This window comes from Hungatella effluvii (assembly GCF_003201875.1).
GTDB lineage: Bacteria > Bacillota > Clostridia > Lachnospirales > Lachnospiraceae > Hungatella > Hungatella effluvii.
On record NZ_QJKD01000013.1, the window covers coordinates 1 to 17681 of the forward strand.

16 protein-coding genes are annotated in these 17681 nt (G+C 48.8%); 5 read left to right on the top strand and 11 right to left on the bottom strand.

Going from position 1 to position 17681, the window contains the following annotated elements; translation table 11 throughout:
• Positions 1–108: 108 nt before the first annotated feature.
• Positions 109–1053: a LysR family transcriptional regulator gene (locus DFR60_RS21315; protein WP_110324701.1), complete on the bottom strand. Its 945-nt coding sequence runs from the start codon at positions 1051–1053 to the stop codon at positions 109–111.
• 146 nt (positions 1054–1199) lie between these two features.
• Here DFR60_RS21315 and DFR60_RS21320 point away from each other — a divergent pair, with 146 nt between their 5' ends.
• Positions 1200–1682, top strand: a complete 483-nt coding sequence (locus DFR60_RS21320; protein ID WP_029466085.1) for a GNAT family N-acetyltransferase — start codon at positions 1200–1202, stop codon at positions 1680–1682.
• Here DFR60_RS21320 and DFR60_RS21325 read toward each other — a convergent pair.
• Both DFR60_RS21325 and DFR60_RS21330 read right to left on the bottom strand, forming a co-directional pair.
• Complete coding sequence (locus tag DFR60_RS21325) at positions 1646–3334, bottom strand: two-component system response regulator (protein WP_110324702.1); 1689 nt, start codon at positions 3332–3334, stop codon at positions 1646–1648. The genes DFR60_RS21320 and DFR60_RS21325 overlap by 37 nt on opposite strands.
• A gap of 450 nt (positions 3335–3784) precedes the next feature.
• Positions 3785–4447 carry a cyclic nucleotide-binding domain-containing protein gene (locus DFR60_RS21330; protein ID WP_341457986.1) on the bottom strand — a complete coding sequence of 221 codons (663 nt, stop codon included), beginning with the start codon at positions 4445–4447 and terminating at the stop codon, positions 3785–3787.
• A gap of 146 nt (positions 4448–4593) precedes the next feature.
• On the opposite strand from DFR60_RS21330, the gene DFR60_RS21335 reads away from it, so the two are divergent.
• Positions 4594–5499, top strand: coding sequence for a DMT family transporter (locus DFR60_RS21335; RefSeq protein WP_110324704.1), 906 nt, complete (start codon positions 4594–4596; stop codon positions 5497–5499).
• A gap of 26 nt (positions 5500–5525) precedes the next feature.
• On the opposite strand, the gene DFR60_RS21340 is transcribed toward DFR60_RS21335, so the two are convergent.
• Positions 5526–5984 carry a YaiI/YqxD family protein gene (locus tag DFR60_RS21340; RefSeq protein WP_110324705.1) on the bottom strand — a complete coding sequence of 153 codons (459 nt, stop codon included), beginning with the start codon at positions 5982–5984 and terminating at the stop codon, positions 5526–5528.
• Between the two features lie 54 nt (positions 5985–6038).
• On the bottom strand, positions 6039–6449 hold the full coding sequence (locus DFR60_RS21345) for a peptide deformylase (protein WP_110324706.1): 411 nt from the start codon (positions 6447–6449) through the stop codon (positions 6039–6041).
• 650 nt (positions 6450–7099) lie between these two features.
• Here DFR60_RS21345 and DFR60_RS21350 point away from each other — a divergent pair.
• From DFR60_RS21350 to DFR60_RS21360, 3 genes are all read left to right on the top strand, one after another.
• Positions 7100–7411: a hypothetical protein gene (locus tag DFR60_RS21350; RefSeq protein WP_110324707.1), complete on the top strand. Its 312-nt coding sequence runs from the start codon at positions 7100–7102 to the stop codon at positions 7409–7411.
• 77 nt (positions 7412–7488) lie between these two features.
• Positions 7489–8217, top strand: coding sequence for an ABC transporter ATP-binding protein (locus DFR60_RS21355; RefSeq protein ID WP_110324708.1), 729 nt, complete (start codon positions 7489–7491; stop codon positions 8215–8217).
• Positions 8210–8953 carry an ABC transporter permease gene (locus DFR60_RS21360; protein ID WP_110324709.1) on the top strand — a complete coding sequence of 248 codons (744 nt, stop codon included), beginning with the start codon at positions 8210–8212 and terminating at the stop codon, positions 8951–8953. Before DFR60_RS21355 ends, DFR60_RS21360 begins: the two co-directional genes overlap by 8 nt.
• Positions 8954–9059: 106 nt before the next feature.
• Here the strand turns inward: DFR60_RS21360 and DFR60_RS21365 are convergent, their stop codons facing one another.
• The 6 genes from DFR60_RS21365 to DFR60_RS21390 all read right to left on the bottom strand — a co-directional run bounded on the left by DFR60_RS21365 (position 9060) and on the right by DFR60_RS21390 (position 17528).
• Positions 9060–11003: a beta-N-acetylhexosaminidase gene (locus DFR60_RS21365; protein WP_110324710.1), complete on the bottom strand. Its 1944-nt coding sequence runs from the start codon at positions 11001–11003 to the stop codon at positions 9060–9062.
• Between the two features lies 1 nt (position 11004).
• On the bottom strand, positions 11005–12522 hold the full coding sequence (locus DFR60_RS21370; RefSeq protein WP_110324711.1) for a response regulator transcription factor: 1518 nt from the start codon (positions 12520–12522) through the stop codon (positions 11005–11007).
• Positions 12519–14333 carry a sensor histidine kinase gene (locus DFR60_RS21375; RefSeq protein ID WP_110324712.1) on the bottom strand — a complete coding sequence of 605 codons (1815 nt, stop codon included), beginning with the start codon at positions 14331–14333 and terminating at the stop codon, positions 12519–12521. The genes DFR60_RS21370 and DFR60_RS21375 overlap by 4 nt, the downstream gene beginning before the upstream one ends.
• A gap of 24 nt (positions 14334–14357) precedes the next feature.
• Positions 14358–15188 carry a carbohydrate ABC transporter permease gene (locus DFR60_RS21380; protein WP_110324713.1) on the bottom strand — a complete coding sequence of 277 codons (831 nt, stop codon included), beginning with the start codon at positions 15186–15188 and terminating at the stop codon, positions 14358–14360.
• Positions 15188–16069, bottom strand: coding sequence for a carbohydrate ABC transporter permease (locus tag DFR60_RS21385; protein WP_110324714.1), 882 nt, complete (start codon positions 16067–16069; stop codon positions 15188–15190). Before DFR60_RS21385 ends, DFR60_RS21380 begins: the two co-directional genes overlap by 1 nt.
• Positions 16070–16151: 82 nt before the next feature.
• A complete protein-coding gene (locus DFR60_RS21390; protein ID WP_110324715.1) occupies positions 16152–17528 on the bottom strand; it encodes an ABC transporter substrate-binding protein in 1377 nt (458 codons plus the stop codon).
• Between the last annotated feature and the right edge of the window lie 153 nt (positions 17529–17681).

Consider the following 17681-nt stretch of genomic DNA (forward strand, 5'->3'; position numbering starts at 1 on the left):
AACATTACTATATTTCGTGAAGAGAGTACAAAGTGCCACAAGCCCAGTATTTCAAAGGGGTTGTGGCACTTATACGTTCATTCATGTGTCAAAGACGGGATTATATACTTATTCTGCACCATTGTACAGATTTTTATCAGAAGCTTCTTCGTCACTGTACACGCCGCCGGCTGCCGCCTGTTCTCTCAGCAGGCTGATAAAAAGATCGATTGCCGGCGTAACCCACTTATTTTTATGATAGGTGCATACCGTGGTGATCCTGTTATTCTCTATGGAGACGGGAAGCTCCCGGATCAGCCCGCACCGCAGCTCCTCCTCCACCGTAAAACGCGGCAGGTAGGCGACGCCCAGATTCCCGGCGACACTTCGTTTTATGGCTTCCGTACTGACAAGCTCCATCTCTCCGTTCAGGGTGATGTCTGATTTTCTCAAGTATTCCTCAAACTGTCTGTGGTATAAGCTGTTTTTGTCCATGGTCAGCAGGCCGATATCCTTTCTCTGGCCCTTCGTTATGAAATCACACGCTTCCTGCTTCAGTTCCATGCTGCCTGCTAAAACCAGCTGGTAGTCACGCAGCTTCTCGACAACGAGGGAGGCACCGTAACCGCCGATATCGTAATGCACCCCAAGATCCACGATGCCGCTGATGATCTGCTCACGTATCTCGTAGCAGTTGGGCGTCCGGAGAGACAGCTTTACATCTGGGGCCAGTTTGCGAAACGCACTTAAGACCTGGTGCATCTGATACGACAGCAGCGTCTCCGGCATGGCGATTCTCAGGGTGCCAGCCAGCAGATGGCCGCACTTTCCGTAATTCTCCATCTGCCGGACGGCCTCCAAAACCGCGTCGATATAAGGCAGCAGCCCTTCCCCGGCCTGAGTCAGCTCCATCCTCCGTCCGATTTTTTCAAACAGCTTGACAGACAGTTCCTGCTCCAGCAGCTGCATCTGCAGGGTGATGGTGGACTGAGCGTAATTCAGCCGCTCCGCCGCTTTTTGAAAACTGCCGGTCTCGAGAATGGTTTTGAAGGTGGTTAAGTATTTCAGCTCCATATGGTGCGCCTTTCCAAAATAGTTCAGTAATATCGAATTATCAGTTTCTTATTATCTATTAGACCGAAGCTTCTTTTTCCGCTATTATAGTATAGAGAAGGTGGAACGTCAAGAATTTACAGATCATTTTAGGGAGGTAAGATATTATGATAGAAATCAGAACCTATTCCGATGAAGACAGGGAAGAGGTGATACGCCTTGTCCTGCACTGCCAGAACGATGGAACCCGCCCGTCTGTGTCGGTAGACGATCAGCCGGAGCTGCGCCGTATTCCGGAAAAGTATATGGACGGCGGCGGTAACTTCTGGGTGGCAAAGGATAACGGAAAAACAGCGGGCAGCATCGGCCTGATGAAGTTTGGCGATGGAACCGCTGTTTTGAAAAAATTCTTTGTCTATGAGCCCTACCGGGGCGCCCCCTGCCACCTGGGCAGACAGCTTTACGGAACTCTTCTGGATTATGCGAGAACCCACGGCGTGAAGCAGCTGATTCTGGATACACCGAAAAATACGGACCGTGCCCATAAGTTTTATGAAAGGGCCGGGTTTACGAAAATAGAGAGAGCGGATGTACCGGTGGTTTATGACTTTCCTTATGAGGACAGTGATTTTTTCCGGCTGGAAATCTGATCCCTCATCAGCCTTTCAAAATCTCCCGCGGGCATAGGCCTGGCAAAATAATAGCCCTGCACATAGTCGCATCCGGTCTCGCTGAGACGATCCAGCTGTTCCTTTGTCTCCACGCCCTCCGCCACCACGCTTAAGTGCATTCGGCGGGCTAACTCCATAATAAACTGCAGTACGCCCTGATCCGCAGGTTTCGCCGTCTCACTCCGGATAAACGTCATATCCAGCTTTAGGATATCGATCGGCATCTGATTCAGCATATTCAGAGAAGAATAGCCGCTCCCGAAATCGTCCATTTCGATGACAAAGCCCAGTTCCCGGAGATGGCTGACCGTTTCAATAATCTGTCCCGGGTCCTCCGTGTAGGCACTTTCCGTAATCTCAAGATGGAGCCTGGAAGGCGTCAGGCCGTATTTACTGACGGTGCGCATCATGATATCTGCGATATCCGCGTGATAAATATCCGCCCGGGATACGTTCACGGAGACAGGAACGGGCGGATAGCCCTCATCGTCCCACTTGCGCAGATAATAACAGGTTTTATCCCATACAAACTGGTCCAGTTTTGTGATAAATCCATTTTTTTCAAACAATGGAATAAATTCCGCAGGCGACTGGAATCCCCATTCCGGGTGCTTCCATCGCACCAAAGCCTCGGCTCCGGCCATGGTCTCATTCCATATCCTGTATTTCGGCTGCAGGTAGACTAAAAACTGGCCTTCTTCCAGGGCCGTCTCCATACTGTCTATGATGGCCTGCTGCCGCAGCAGTTCATCCCGAAGCTTATCATCGTAGGCGGCAAAATAGATTCCGTACTGGCCCTTGATACTGCGGGCGGCCAAAAGGGCGCGGTCGCACATCTGGTCCACCGTCACCTTCTGGCTCTCGACCGAATAAATGCCCCATTTCACCGCGACATTTATAGAATTCTGAAGTTTATTAATCTCGTCACTGACCCGGCTAAACATCTCCACCGTAAACTCCTGGTCGAATTCCAGCAGGCACGCAAACTGGTCCGCACTCAGGCGTCCGCATATCCCGCGTTCTCCCACCTGTCTTCGGTACATATCTGCAATCCCGCACAACAGCCGGTCTCCGGCGGCCACACCGAATACATCGTTAATCAGCTTAAAATTCTCGATATCGGAGCAGACGATGTAATAATTCCGCCCCGAATTCTGGCGAAGATTTTCCCTCACACGCTGATAAAAGAACTCTTTGCTGTAGAGTCCGGTAAGCCGGTCGTACTGAAACTGATTGATCATAGCGGCTGTTTCCCGTAAATGGATGATGCTCGCAACCCGGTGCCGGATAATCTGAGGCTTATATGGTTTTGCCACGTAATCGGTGGCCCCATGGGACAGGGCTGCCACCTCATCCGCCTCGCTGTCACTCTGCGTCGTGACAATCACGGGGATGGATGCCAGTGCAGGATCGGCCTTCGCAATCGTCAGGAACGTATATCCATCCATAACAGGCATGGTGATGTCCAGCAGAATCAGGGAAATCTCATCCTTTCTTTTCTCCAGAACATCGAGGGCCTGCTGCCCGTTTTCTGCTTCCAGAACCGTATATTCCGGAGAGAGCAGCTCACCTAACATCAAACGATTGATTTCATTATCTTCCACGACCAGAATAGTTTTATTTGCAGGCATGTATTATTTCCTCTTTTCTTCGGGCTGCCATGGACAGAAAGGTACACCGGCAGCGCTGTCCATGACCGGTCCAGTTTATTATACCAAAAGAGACAGCTCAACACAAGTGATCTCTGCAACACATGTTAAATCTGTCACGGCCTCATACAGCAGCTTCTCGGGGGGCCGGACAGCGGACCAAAAGCCCCCTCCGGTTCGATCACAAGAACCAGGGGGTTACAGCTCCGTCAATATTTGAATAGTCCCCACGCAAAGTGCCGCACATAACGCAGCCGCCCCAATTCTACTCTGTTTCATATAACTTCTCCTCTCTTTGTGCTATCTATCTTAATTGCAATTAAATTCCAGGCAATATTAATATTTTACCATTTAAGTCCAAATTTACAGCTATTCTTTGCACAAAAAAGAACGAGACCCGCTTTGCATCCGGCAAAACAGGTCCCGTTTTTCTTATACTCTCTGATAAAGCTCGGCTGCCGTATGGGAACGCCGTGTCAGCTCCTCGTAATTCATAATGTAATATCCGCTCTCCCTCTTTTCCAGTATTTCCTCTTCGCAGAGCTGCCCCAGCAGCCGGAACATATGGCGATAGCTCATCCCCACGGAGCAGGAGACATCCGTCAGCGTGTCGCGGAAGAGGCCCCGGTGTGAATTCTGAAGAATGTAGGCGCAAAGCCGCTGCTCGCCGGTGCATAACGCGGTCGATGTGAAATTGTCCGAACTGGTAGTCAGCTTTTCCGCCAGCTCCGTTCCCAGTTTATTCAGAAACACGAGATTCGTTTTCAGTTCTGCCAGGCAATTCTGATAGGAGACCGCAATGCACTCAAAATCCGTAACCGCCTTCACGGAACAGGTGGCATTGAGCTGTCTTGTCATCAGTTCAATCTCGCCGATCAAACCACGGGAAATGTTGTAACACAGGATCAGACTCTTACCGTTCGGCGCTGTGCGGCAGACCTTCGCGTTGCCGTCAACGACAATCGACAGCCAGCCGATAGGCTGCCCCTCGCGCAGCACCTCTTCTCCTGCAAAAAATCGCAGACAGCAGCAGGCGTTCAGCGGAATATTCTGCAGGCCGTATTCTGCCAGACGGGCGGCATGTTCTTTTCTCAATGGAAGCCTTTTCAAATCGATTACCTCACTTAACCTGATTATGATCTTACTATTTATTATAACAGAAACCGGAAAAAACACCATGACAAATGTCCTACATGGTACGGCGGATATTCTGATATCCTCATATCAGGAGGTAAACTGTCATGTATCAGCTTTTAGCCCTTATCAATGGTATTATTCTGTCCGTGATGATTTCCGTAAATGGAAATCTGTCCGTCCAGTACAGTGCGTTCACGGCTGCCGCGATTATCCATGCGGTCGGTTCTTTGTTTGCGCTGCTGCTCTGCGCTTCACAGAAAAACAGAAAGCCGGTCTGGACTCACAGGCCCAAATGGATTTATCTCGGCGGTGCAATCGGTGTTTTTACAACGGTATTTCAAAATCTGGCCTTCACCTACATCAGCATCACGAGCGTGATCGCCCTGGGACTTCTGGGACAGACAGTTACGTCTCTGGTGATCGACAGTTCCGGATTGTTCGGTATGGAAAAAAGGCCGCTTCCCCGGTATGCGTTTATCGGCCTGGGTTTATCGGTGTTCGGTATCTTTGTGATGCTGGATACCTCTGTCACGGCGGCGGCGCTGGGGGCTGCCATCTCCTTTGCATCCGGTATTTCCATGGTGCTGTCCCGGACCGCCAACGCGCGGCTGGCAGAGAAAACCGGGGCGCTGCAGGGATCGCTGGTGAATCATCTGGTGGGACTTCCGATTACGGTAATCCTCGCCTTTGCCGTGGCCGCAGCAAGCGGTACCTCCGCAGCCGCTTCCGCGGGAGGCAGCTTCCGCCCCTGGATTTACTTCGGCGGCGCTCTCGGCGTCGTGGTGGTAATGCTCTTAAATATCACGGTTCCGAAGATACCGGGATTTCAGCTGACGCTTCTCGTCTTCGTCGGCCAGGTCTTCACTGGAATCCTTTTGGATACTGTGGCCGGAAGCTATCAGACCGGCGCCACGCTCTGGGGCGGCATGATCATCGCGGCCGGAATCGCGGTCAATATGATCCTGGAGCGGGTTTTTGCGGCTTCAAAAAAGACACCGCACAGCAGCTAAAAAATCAGCTGCTGTACGGTGTCTTTTCAATTCTGGCTGCTGTGCAGCACCACTTCAATCAACTTGCAGAGCGACTCCTGAAACCGCTCGTCGTCTTCTTCCACCCTCTTCGCCGGACCCTTCAGGTGGTGCTTTCCCTTTCCCATACGGGCCTTCTTGGCCAGATGGCGTTCCATCAGCATCTGGTCGATGTTTTCGTTGGTGTACCACTTTCCGCTTTGATGGATTCCATGTGCTCCCTTTCCCAGAATCATGGCAGCCACTCCATAGTCCTGGGTTACCACGATATCCCCTTTGCTGCACCGATTGACCAGCGCGAAATCCACGGCATCCGCGCCCGCTCCGATGACCTGTATCTTGCTGTAGGAAGACTGAAGCACATGGTTGGTATCACATAAGAGCACCACCGGAATCTTATAGCGCTCCGCGGTCTGTTCCACAATTCTCACTACCGGACATGCGTCCGCATCTACTAATATTTTCATTTTTTATCTCACTGACTGTTTCCTGAAGCATGGTTGACCGGCTGCACTGTAGTGCTAGATGATGATTCCATTTAAATGGTCGCACTCATGCTGAATGATCTGCGCGATCCATCCGGAATATTTCTGGCGGTGCTTACAAAAATGAATATCCTGATACTCCACTTCGATCTCCTGGTACCGTATAGTCCTGCGGACTCCTTCCAGCGACAGACAGCCCTCTTCCGCCTCATAGGGGCCTGTCTTTTTAACAATCACCGGGTTAAGCATGGCTGCGTTCACCATTCCCATCTGAACGGCAATCACATTCTTTCTGACACCGATCATGTTGGCTGCCATGCCCACGCAGTGATCGGTATTCGCCTGCAGAGTGTCCAGTAAATCCTGTACTGTCCCCAGGTCATCCTTTGTCGCCGGTTCCGATTTCTGTGCCAGAAAAAATACATCTCTTACAACGGTTCTTACCATATTGATTCGCTCTCCTAAGTTTTGATTACTGTATTGAATCCTGATTCAGCCATTCTTCTGTTTTCTTAAACAATACGGCTGCCAGATCCGGCCGGTCGATGCCTGGCGGTTCGCCGTCGATCTCATATCCGGCACTGTCCCCACCCAGCCATGCAGTCTTATCTGCGGCTCACAGCTATAGCGGGGACAGACATCTCTAAAAGTGTACCGCAGAATGGCATATCCGTAAAGAGAATAATACTCTTTGTAAAGATATTTCCCCTGTAAAGGTCAGAAGCCATGACGATTTCGGCCTGACGTGCCAACTGCCTGTCAATTTTCTTTTGCAGTGTCACTTTCTCAATATAGCGCTGTCAAATCTGCTGTTCCTTCAGGAAATTTCGAATTACAGCATAATTTTGATAATTGGTAACAGTTCACTCCCCACCAGGGGCACCGCTGCCCGGCCGAACCGGACTGCGGTGCCCCTGGTGGGGAGTGAACTGTTACGATAATTGTCTTGAAACAACTCCATACACACGTTTCGGTTCTTCTATTTTTTATCTTTCTCTGCTATAATGAATAGAATATCAAGAAGACTCTCCCTTACCAAAAGGGGTTGGAAAGATTTTATAAACAGATGTAATTTTATCTAAAACGGAGGTTATACAGTGAAAAAACTACTTAAATCCTTTACCTTTTGGTGTCTGGTGATATCAATTCTCGAAATTTTAATGCACCAAATCGGACAGGATTCGAAAAGCATCATGCTTATCAGATTCAATCCATTGCTGCGTATGATTGCTGATTCGCAAGGCTCCTTATATAATCTGATGGATTCCGGCCGGCAGGTTTCCTGCAATACGGTCACCGGTCAAATATCTGTTTACTGGTACTTCGGATCCGCTATCACTTTTGTGTTTTATGGCGTTGTCTTAGATGGAATAAAGATGGTATCTCATAAAATCAAAAAAATGAAGTAAAAAGAAACCCTCCACTTACCCACCAATCTGTATCTGTGTGCTATTCTCTTCTCACAACAACGAGAGGAGAAAATGGTATGAAAACAACAATTCAGGTATCCGGTCTTTCAAAGTCATACGGTGCGCTGCATGTTATCAGGAATCTTGATTTAACGGTATCCAAAGGTGAAGTTTACGGTCTTCTCGGCGCTAACGGCGCGGGGAAAAGCACGGCGATCGAGTGCATGCTGGGTACAAAAAAAGCCGATACCGGCAGTATTTCCATTCTGGGAATGAGCCCGCAAAAGGACCGCAGGAGCTTATTTCAGCAGGTTGGCGTGCAGTTTCAGGAGGCCAATTATCCTGACAAGATCAGGGTGAGCGAGCTGTGCGAGGAAACAGCCTGCCTCTACAATGGTCCGGCCGACTACACCAAACTGTTAAAGCAGTTTGGACTCCAGGAAAAAGCAAAGAATTTTGTCAGCGAACTGTCCGGCGGCCAGAAACAGAGGCTGTTTATCGTTCTGGCATTAATCCCCGATCCCCAGGTGGTATTCTTAGATGAACTGACCACCGGCCTTGACACCAAGGCAAGAAGGAGTGTGTGGAAGAGCCTTCAGGAGCTGAAAGACAGAGGGCTCACGATCTTCTTAACCTCGCACTTCATGGATGAGGTGGAAGAGCTCTGCGACAGAATCGGTATCTTAAAAGACGGAGCATTCGCATTCTGCGGAACAACAGCCGAAGCGGTTGCGTTAAGCCCGGGCAATACGCTGGAAGAGGCGTATCTGTGGTTTACGGGAGAGGAGGCTGACGGAGATGAATAAATTTCTTACAATGCTGAAAACCGAGTTAAAACTCTCCTTCCGTGGAATGGACATGATCATATTCGCCGTCTGCATGCCCGTGGTCGTGGTTATACTGCTCGGGATTATTTACGGCGGAAAACCGGCTTTTGACGGCGCGGACTATACTTTTCTGGAACAATCCTTCGGCGCAGTCTCCACAATCGCAGTCTGCGCGGGCGGCGTCATGGGGCTGCCTCTGGTAATCTCCGACTACCGGCAGAAGAAAATCCTCAAACGCTTTAAAATTACGCCGTCCAGCCCCGTCCTTTTACTGTCGGTTCAGGTGGCCATTTACATGATCTATTCCCTGATCGCACTGGTGCTGATCTATCTGGTGTCTGTGCTGTTATTCGGCATGAAGCTGCAGGGAGCCTTCCTACCGTTTATGGGCGCCTTTTTCCTTGTCATGATCTCCATGTTCAGTATTGGAATGCTGGTAGGCGGCGTATCTCCTAATACAAAAATCGCAAGCGTTCTTGCAAGCTTACTCTATTTCCCAATGCTGATCTTTTCCGGCGCCACACTTCCGTATGAGGTGATGCCCGCAGTGCTGCAAAAACTCGCGGACCTGCTGCCGCTGACTCAGGGAATTAAGCTGCTGAAGGCTGCCTCCCTGGGCCTGCCGGCTGAAAATGTGATGGCTTCCCTTGCCGTCATGGCGGTGATCGCGGTAGTCTGCGGCGGAGTTTCTATTCGATTTTTCAAATGGGAATGACAGTCGGTGTAAAAAAACTGGTTGAGCGCACAGGCTCAACCAGTTTTTTTTACACACGAATCATCCGCATCCATTTCTTTAACCCGTGTTTCTTCTGCATCTTCCATTATATTCCTGCGATATTCCCCGCGCTGACAATATTCTGCCAGAAATTACAGCTGCACAGCGCATGGCTGCCGTCGCTCTGATCCGGCGCATAGACAAGTCTCTTCTCCTCCAGCTCCGGCAGGCAGTCGGTCTCACCGGAAAGATACTGGGTCAGCCTTTTTCCGGCGTATTCCAGGCGCGCCCTCACTCCGGCCAGTCTGATATCCAGCACCTCGTATCCGAACACCTTACACTCCTCCATCCAGATTCCCTGTCTTAAGTCTGCAAGTCTCTCCGTCAGTCTGATACAGGCCGGAATGCCGTTCTGTTCCGCTTCCGCCAGATAATCCCTGTCTCCGCTGTGGTAGCTGTCATGGATCCGGATCCCCAGTTCTGCTTTCTGTTCCAGAAGCCGTGCTAAAACCTCGTAGTACTCAAACAGCACATGGGCGCCCGAATGGCGGCTCCTGTAGTCAGCCAGTTCCTCTGCCAGCTTCTGATAGTGTTCCGTCAGTCCCAGATCACGAATCTGTTCATCGAACAGGCCCAGCATAACGTCCTGGTAGAGCAGGAACTTGGATGGATTGTCCGCGTAACGGTTATTCTTACCGGCACCGGGAACGTTGTCGAACCGATCCAGAAGCCACCATGCCTCCCTGCCGTCGCCCCAGAGAAATTCCATGTAATCGCCGTCCGCCCTCTGTTCTTCGCCCTGCAAACCACTTTCTCCGGAAAAACAGGCTTCTGCAAAGGTTGTGAGCGAAAGATTTCCGGCCGTCATCGGCGTCTCCGCCCCATTGTCCTGCCAGAATGTACAGATCACCTCTGATACACCGTTCTCCCGGCATGCTTCCAGCGCGGGCATAAGCGTCGCCGCCATCCAGGAATAATTCGGTGCAACACCGTTCCATATCCACGCACCGCCTGCAAACAGCGTCTGGTCTGACAGTTTCTTATGAAGCCTGATATAATTCTCATAGTGTTTTTTCTCATCGTGATAGTAATCCCAGTAGACCATCGCTACGCCTTTCGGAATTTCCGGCAGATCGGAAAAATCGGTCTCCGGCGGCAGATCGTAGTAATCGCCGCTGGGGGACTTCAGCCGAAAATACATATCGCTCCAGATCATCGGCTCCATCCCGTATTTCCGGCAGATGGACAGCACCCGCTGTAAGTGGCTGTTCATGATCTCGAAGCGGTTCTGATAGCCATTTTTATTTAAATAATTCCCAAGGCCCAGTTCATGCGCCTCATCCATACCGAGGTGGACACGCCTGCTGCGGAAAGCGGAGGACACACTGCTTATCATGGCATCGATCAGCCTGTAGACCTCATCGTCGCCGGCAAGGAGAATGTCCGGCGTATCGGTCAGCCCCTGCATGGTCTTCCATCGGAGCGCCGTATGCAGATGCGCCAGCGTCTGAATGCACGGTACAATCTCGATTCCAAACAGTTCCGCATAGTCATCACAGGACTTCAGTTCCTCTCTCGTGTAACGTCCGCGGAAAGCACCAAAATACGGATACTCCGGGACCTCATACGTCTCTTCCGTATACAGCATCATAAGATTCATGCCCAGGGATGCCATGCGTCTGATGTACTCTTCTATTTTCCCGACCTTTAATACGCCGTTTCTGGAACAGTCAAGCATAGCCCCCGATGACTGGAAGCAGGCACTTTCCTGCTGCTCTAATTCCGAATCTGCCCCATGCGTCTCCAGATATTCCAGCGCCTTCATAAAACCTCTGAAAAAATGGACCTTTTCCCTGCATCTGATTGTTAAGACGCCATGTTTCAAAGAGACTGAAATCTCATGTTCTCCTTCCTGTTCCCAGCAGATGACCGGCTGTTCCCTTACTGCGGTGCTCTCCCCTTCTTTCCCGAGCTCATGGCCCCGCTCCTCAAGCAGCAGCTCCAGCCCTTCCCTTACTTTTGCGGCACTTTGATCCAATCGAAATTTCATTTTAGTCCTTCCCTTTCTCTTTTTCTTCCTGATACACCGCCCGGTATTCCGACGGGTAGATTCCCGTATTTTTCTTAAATATTTTGGAAAAATACAGGGGGTCCTGATATCCTACCATCCCCGCAATATCCTTTGAAGTAATATTCGGATACGCAGTCAGCAGCTCCTTTGCATTGTTCAGACGAATATTCTGGATGTACTGCGACGGCGTCAGGCCCTTATACGCTTTAAAAAGTCTGCTGAGATACGGTGAAACCAGACCGAATCTGGCAGCCAGCATCTTCGTCGTAATCTGTGCATCCAAATGAGCCAGAATGTATTCATCTACCTCCCGCATCAGATTCTTTCCTTCCTCCGCCGATTTTCCCATGCTCATGTCTTTCACATATAGAAGAAATTCATCAAACACCTGGTCCATATCCGCAGCAGAGGAAAGAAGTTCCGCAATATCCGGAAACGTATTATTTTCCTCCGGCTCATTTCGCTCTGCGGAATGGACTGCCGCCATCAGAAACAGCTTCTGCAAAATCCGTTCCAGCTCCGTCTGCGTGACTCTGAACAGCTTCATCTGGTCTCTGACATTCATCAGAATCCCCTTCAGTTCGGCAAAATCGTCTTTCTTTACGGCAAAGGAGATGGCGGATTCCGTTGACGCAGCAAGAGTGAAGGGTCTTCGTTCCGGCAGAGTGTTAGTCACAGATGATACGCCAAACATGCATTTTTCCCTTATCTCCGCCCGGAGTGCGCCAAGCCTCTCCTGCACCTGACTGATATCTGTAATGGCATTTCCATAGCAGATGGTTATCGAAATACGGGGAGGAAGCAGCGATAGAATTGATTCCGCGATTCCGGCCATATCAGGCTCGTTTAACCCCTCCAGAAGAAGAATCTGTTCATTCATCGCCTTTCCGAAAAAGCAGAATATCCCTTTCTCCTGTCTGGTCACAAGGGAAACGATCTGTTTTAAGTCATGATTCTTCCAGTACACATTCCCCGGCGTCATCTCCTCCAGACTGTTGGAATTAAACGCGCCGGCCATCAGATAGACGGGATATACCGTCTCAAATAACGCGTTCCCCGCCTCACAGGGATTTCCTTCATACAGTATCCCTGTCAGAATCCTGCTTTTTTCCGCCCCCGCCCTCTGCCTCAGTTCTTCCTTCATCTGAGCCAGCAGTGAAGCCAGTTCTTCTCTGTCCACGGGCTTCAGCAGATAATTTTTCGCATTGTATAAAAGGGCCTTCCGTGCATAGGAAAAATCGCGGTAACCGCTTATCACTACCGCCAGCGTGGAGGGGCACGTTTCATATATGTATTTTAGAATCTCTGTCCCATCCGCCATTGGCATATTAATATCGGTAAATACCACCTCCACCTGCTGCTCTTCCAGATATTCCATGGCCTCTCTGCCGTTTTTCGCGCATTTCACTACCGAAAATTCAGGATCAAGTCCCTCGATCATCTTTTTTATGCCGCGAAGAAGAGGTAATTCATCTTCCGCAATCAGGACCCTAATCATTCCAATTCACCTCCAAGTAGCACAACTGCCCCCTCCTCATCGTTATATAACCGGCATTCGAAATTCCTGTCATAGCATATCATCAGCCTCATATAGATATTCGGGATGCAAAGCCCGCCGATCGATATCTGTTCCAGGCTCTCCCTCACATTTTTGAAGGTCAAATTCTCTTTCATCCTTCCAAATTCTTCTAAATATGCTTCCGCAAATCCCGTTCCGTTGTCATGTACTTTTATAAACCATTTCCCATCCTCTGCATAAACCAGAAGCCTGATTTTCCATACCGGTTCCGTGTTTTTAAAAGAATGCTTAAAACAGTTTTCACAGACAGGCTGGATCATAAGCTTTGGTATCCGGACATCGGACAGCGCCTGGTCCATATGAACCTCATATTCGAACAGGTCTTCGTACCGTTCCTTCATCAGTTCCATATAATTGACTGCATTTTCAACTTCCCGTTCCATCGTACAGAATCCATCTTCCATCGATGAGGTAAAACGCAGCATTTTGCAGAGCCGCGAACAGATATTTTCCACCTTCTCATTGCCGTCTGCCTGTGATTCCATAGAGATAATCGCCAATATATTATAGAGAAAATGAGGATTCATCTGAGACTGCAATGCAAATAAATGGGATTTCAGTTCATTCGTCTCCGCGGCGTACTGCTGTTCCACAGACTCCTTCATCCGGCTCAATACCGCGTTAAAAGCATTCTTGATCTGTACCAGTTCATCGCTGCTTTCATAACCTGCGATGTCCATCCGGAAATGTTCCAGTGAGATCATTTTGATCGAACGGTTCAACTCCGTCAACGGCTTTGACAGCTTCCTCACGATCAGAATTTCCGTCACAATCGCAGTAATAAGAATCAGCAGCATTCCCAGAATCATCAGTCGGTTAAACTGGGCCAGCGGCTCCATCAGCACATTCTCCGGTTTTTCGAAGAGAATGGTAAACGGCGCGTTCCGCAGTTTTCTGCTGCACACATACCGGCCCGGTACACTTTTATCCCCGTCGCTCAGCCGTCCCTCTGACGCCATCTGTATCATTGCTTCCAGTCTGCTCTCGGTCCTGCCGCTTTCGGAGCCGAAGCTCCGGTAAACAGCCTCCCCCTCGTCCGTTAGGATTACGGAATTAATATCTTTCCCTATCCCATAAAACATTTCATCAAGCCGTTCTGCAAATTCCTGCACTTCCACATATCCACACTTTAAGCTGTTGGAAGAGTAATCCTTAATCTGTCTGACAACGGAGAAATACATTTTTTCAGATAACCCGGTATCGTTCAGCACATCGTTTTGCGGCGGAACGAAGCATACGAAGCTGTCCTCCTGCCTGAAGAAATCGCGTATCTTTGCATACTCCTCTCCCGAAAAATAAGCCTCTGTTCCGGTCGCTGTCGTAACGGTTGTCGCCGTACAGACAAAATCCTGATCATCATTATAGAGACAGATTCTGGCATACCCGTCCTTCTTAAAATTATAAGAATTCAGCAGCTTGATAACCTCCGAAGCAATGAGAGGCTCCCGGATAAAAAAATTGCTGTCCGGCTCCTGGTCCACCTTCTGGAAGACACTCACGATATTGGGATTTGCGGCTATCTGAAGCGCCGTTTTATCCATATTATAAAGGTGGTTATCCAGTCTGTCGGCAACGCTGGTGGCGATCACCTCAAAATCATCATTTGTCCGTTCCGTTATGGCATCCACCACATACCGGTAAAAGATTCCCATGAGGGCGGCCGATACAAAGAGAACCATAACTATGTGAAAAAAAATCATTTTCGATTGGAACTTTACTTTTTTCAGCATAAAAACCTTTCTTTTCGGTTCTTTCTACCCCTTCACTGCTCCGGCTGTCATCCCCTCTATTATATATTTCTGCAGGGCCAGATACAGGATGACGATGGGCAGCACTGTAATAACAAGCGCGGCAAAGACGTAATTCCAGTTTCTGGAATACAGGCCATAAAAATTAAAGATCATCATCGGAATCGTCGTTCGTTTCGAACTGCTCATCAGATACAGGGGCACCTGGAAATTGTTCCAGATTCCGATGGCTGCAATAATCAGGTTCGTGATCATGACCGGCTTTAAGATCGGCAGCAACACCTTAAATATCAATTGAAATGTATTGCAGCCATCTATGATCGCCGCTTCGTCGATCTCCTTAGGCACACCAGTTACAAAGCTGGAAAAGGTCATGACTGCAAATGGCAGATTCACCGCAGCGAAGACGAGAATCACACCGATATAACTTCCATACAGATTCATTTTAATCATCATAAAATAGGTTGTCACCATCTGCATGGTGGCTGTCAGCCCAAATACAAAATAGTAATACAGGGCGCCGGCTTTTTTATCGTTCCGTCTGGAAATTATAATTCCCGTCATACAGCCAAGTATAATAACAATGGCGACAGAACACACCGTCACAATCAGGCTGTTTTTATAGCCCCTTAAAATCTCCCCTGTCTGAATCACATGCAGATAATTTTCAAACTGAAAATGTGACGGCAGGCTCAAATCCATATGCAGTGCCTCTCCCTGAGTCTTAAACGATCCCAGAATCATCATAATCAGAGGGATCAGAAACACCGGACATAGAACAAGACAGATCAGGAAAGGTATTATTTTTTTTCTATGGCGTATCCAGAATAACTTCATTATACATCAATCTCCCTTGATTTTAATAGTCTGTTTAATAAAAATGTGATTATCACAACTCCGACAGACAACAGCAATGCGCTGGCGCTGGATTTCCCAAGAAGTCCCATTCCGAACGCGCGGTACGTATAAGTGCTTAAAACCTGAGTGTCGAACCCTGGTCCTCCGCCGGTAAGGGAGTATACGAGATCAAATACCTTTAAACCACCGGTGATATTCAGCGTTGTTACAACGGTAAAAGATGGGGCCAGCAGGGGAAGCGTAATGTGACAAAACTGCTGCCACGGACTGGCTCCGTCCAACTGGGCGCTTTCATAATACTCACCGGAGATCGCATTTAAGCCTGAGATAAAAAGAAACATGCTGAATCCCGCCCACATCCAGACTTCAATGAAGATAATCCAGAACATGGCGGTTCCATAGCTGCCCAGCCAGTCTCTGGCCAACTGCCCCATCCCCGCGGCAGCCAGCAGGTTATTGACCAGACCATCCTGCTTTAAAATCCCGGTAAATAAAAGTCCCACAATCATGCAGCTCAGCACACAGGGCAGATAGAACAGGGTCCGGAATATGCTGTTGCCGCGAAAACGCTTTACAACCACAAGCGCAATCAGCAGCCCCGTTACGGTTTTAAACAGAGTGGTCGTAAACGCAAACAGCAGTGTATTAAATATGGAACAGGCAAATACTTCATCCTGGAACAGATTGATAAAGTTGCGAAGACCTATGAACTGCGGTGAATCCATGCGGTCCAAATTCCAGTTCGTAAAGGAATAGAAGAATGCAATAATAATCGGCACTACAAAAAAAACGGTATATACAAGCGCCCCCGGAAGAGCGATCCACATCGGATATATTTTTGAACGCAGCTTTCTGTTCATACATTAAAACCTCCTGATTAATGAAAGAAAGGGTACTGCTCTGCCTTCACAGCCCGCAGCACCCGATCCTTAAACTACTTATTTAAAATCCTTCCGCTCCCTGATCCTTCATATACTGCTCATAATCCTTCTGGAATTTCTCCATAACGGCCTTTCCATCCATAGTTCCTTTGGCAGGAGCATCCACATAGTAAACGTATAAGCTGCTCTCAAACAACGGATTTAATGTCATTACGTAATAATTGAATTCTGGGATCGCTTTTCCCTCTTTGATATAGTTTTCATTAATCTCAGCCAGGTAATCCGGAACCTTGCCGCCGTCAACACCCTGGAATGCCGGGAATGCCGGGCGGTCTGCAAAGTAGAGATTTGCATATTCCGGTGTGGACCACAGATCAAAGATCTTTTTCACGACATCGAGATTCTCGGAATTTTTATATGCCACGAATCCTGCAGAAGACATATTCTCGGTGATAACGTCCGCGCCCTCCTTCATAGAGATAGGGAACATACCGATTTGGGCTTCTGGATTTGCCTCCAGGACAGACGTCGCAAAGAAGTCTCCGTTAAAGTGCATGGCTGCTGTTCCGTCCGCCACAGCCGCGATGGCATCATCGTAGGTTGCGGATGCAAAGTTGCTGTTTACGTAGCCTTTCTGATATAATTCCAGATATTTGTCCAGTACCTCGGCAAATTCCGGAACATCGTTCCACTTTGTTTCGTTTTTCAGGATCTTGTCAGCAAAATCCTTACATCCGTCCGCTCCCAGGATTTTTGCAAAATTATCTGTCATGAGTATCTGCGGAACCCAGGTATCTTTCGGCATAAAGATCGGTGTAGTCCCGCTCTCCTTTATTTTCTCACATGCAGCGAGAAGCTCATCCCAGGTTGCCGGCACCTCAACACCAGCTTTGTCAAACACCTCTTTATTGTAGATAAATCCATGCAGTCCCGGTACGGAAAGGAACGGGAATCCATAAATCTTTCCATCCTTGGCCGTTACGTTCTCCGGTATAATCAGACGGTCTGTCCAGGCTTCGCCCGTCATGTCTGCAAAATTAGATGCCGGATCAATGATATCGTACACGGCTGGAACATTATAATCAATGATATCCGGGCACTCTCCTGAATTGAGCTTCATCTTAATCATGTTCAGAGATTCATCATCCGGCACGATCTGTGCATCGATCTTAATATTCTCTTCCTCTTCCAGCTTCTGAATCATTTTCTGGAGACCCTCGAAGTTTCGGGACTGCTGAATCAGGGCTGTCACGACCACCTTTTCTTTGCTGCCGGCTTCCTTTGCCGGTGTCTCCTGCTGTTCCTTCGAAGCCTCAGCCTTTACTGATTCTGTCTGTGGAACCTCTGCAGCTGTGTCCTTCCCCTGGCCTCCGCATCCTGCTAAAGCTCCCACCGTCACCATACACGCTGCTGCAATTGCAAATACACTTTTTTTCATGTAACTTCCTCCTGTCTCTTTGATAGATTTATGATACCATTCCTAATCCTCTGCCGTAAATGTACAAAAGTTAAATGCGGTATGGAAAAAAATTACATGTTTATCTTTGGACAAACGTGCAGCCGGGACTATGAACAAGAAACAGCGGCCTTG

Bases quoted from the DNA above. Each gene is read 5' to 3' on its own strand.
- DFR60_RS21345 (WP_110324706.1), bottom strand. From the start codon at position 6,449: ATGGTAAGAACCGTTGTAAGAGATGTATTTTTTCTGGCACAGAAATCG.
- DFR60_RS21390 (WP_110324715.1), bottom strand. From the start codon at position 17,528: ATGAAAAAAAGTGTATTTGCAATTGCAGCAGCGTGTATGGTGACGGTG.
- DFR60_RS21315 (WP_110324701.1), bottom strand. From the start codon at position 1,053: ATGGAGCTGAAATACTTAACCACCTTCAAAACCATTCTCGAGACCGGC.
- DFR60_RS21360 (WP_110324709.1), top strand. From the start codon at position 8,210: ATGAATAAATTTCTTACAATGCTGAAAACCGAGTTAAAACTCTCCTTC.
- DFR60_RS21375 (WP_110324712.1), bottom strand. From the start codon at position 14,333: ATGCTGAAAAAAGTAAAGTTCCAATCGAAAATGATTTTTTTTCACATA.
- DFR60_RS21325 (WP_110324702.1), bottom strand. From the start codon at position 3,334: ATGCCTGCAAATAAAACTATTCTGGTCGTGGAAGATAATGAAATCAAT.
- DFR60_RS21385 (WP_110324714.1), bottom strand. From the start codon at position 16,069: ATGAACAGAAAGCTGCGTTCAAAAATATATCCGATGTGGATCGCTCTT.
- DFR60_RS21355 (WP_110324708.1), top strand. From the start codon at position 7,489: ATGAAAACAACAATTCAGGTATCCGGTCTTTCAAAGTCATACGGTGCG.
- DFR60_RS21335 (WP_110324704.1), top strand. From the start codon at position 4,594: ATGTATCAGCTTTTAGCCCTTATCAATGGTATTATTCTGTCCGTGATG.
- DFR60_RS21320 (WP_029466085.1), top strand. From the start codon at position 1,200: ATGATAGAAATCAGAACCTATTCCGATGAAGACAGGGAAGAGGTGATA.
- DFR60_RS21340 (WP_110324705.1), bottom strand. From the start codon at position 5,984: ATGAAAATATTAGTAGATGCGGACGCATGTCCGGTAGTGAGAATTGTG.
- DFR60_RS21370 (WP_110324711.1), bottom strand. From the start codon at position 12,522: ATGATTAGGGTCCTGATTGCGGAAGATGAATTACCTCTTCTTCGCGGC.
- DFR60_RS21380 (WP_110324713.1), bottom strand. From the start codon at position 15,188: ATGAAGTTATTCTGGATACGCCATAGAAAAAAAATAATACCTTTCCTG.
- DFR60_RS21365 (WP_110324710.1), bottom strand. From the start codon at position 11,003: ATGAAATTTCGATTGGATCAAAGTGCCGCAAAAGTAAGGGAAGGGCTG.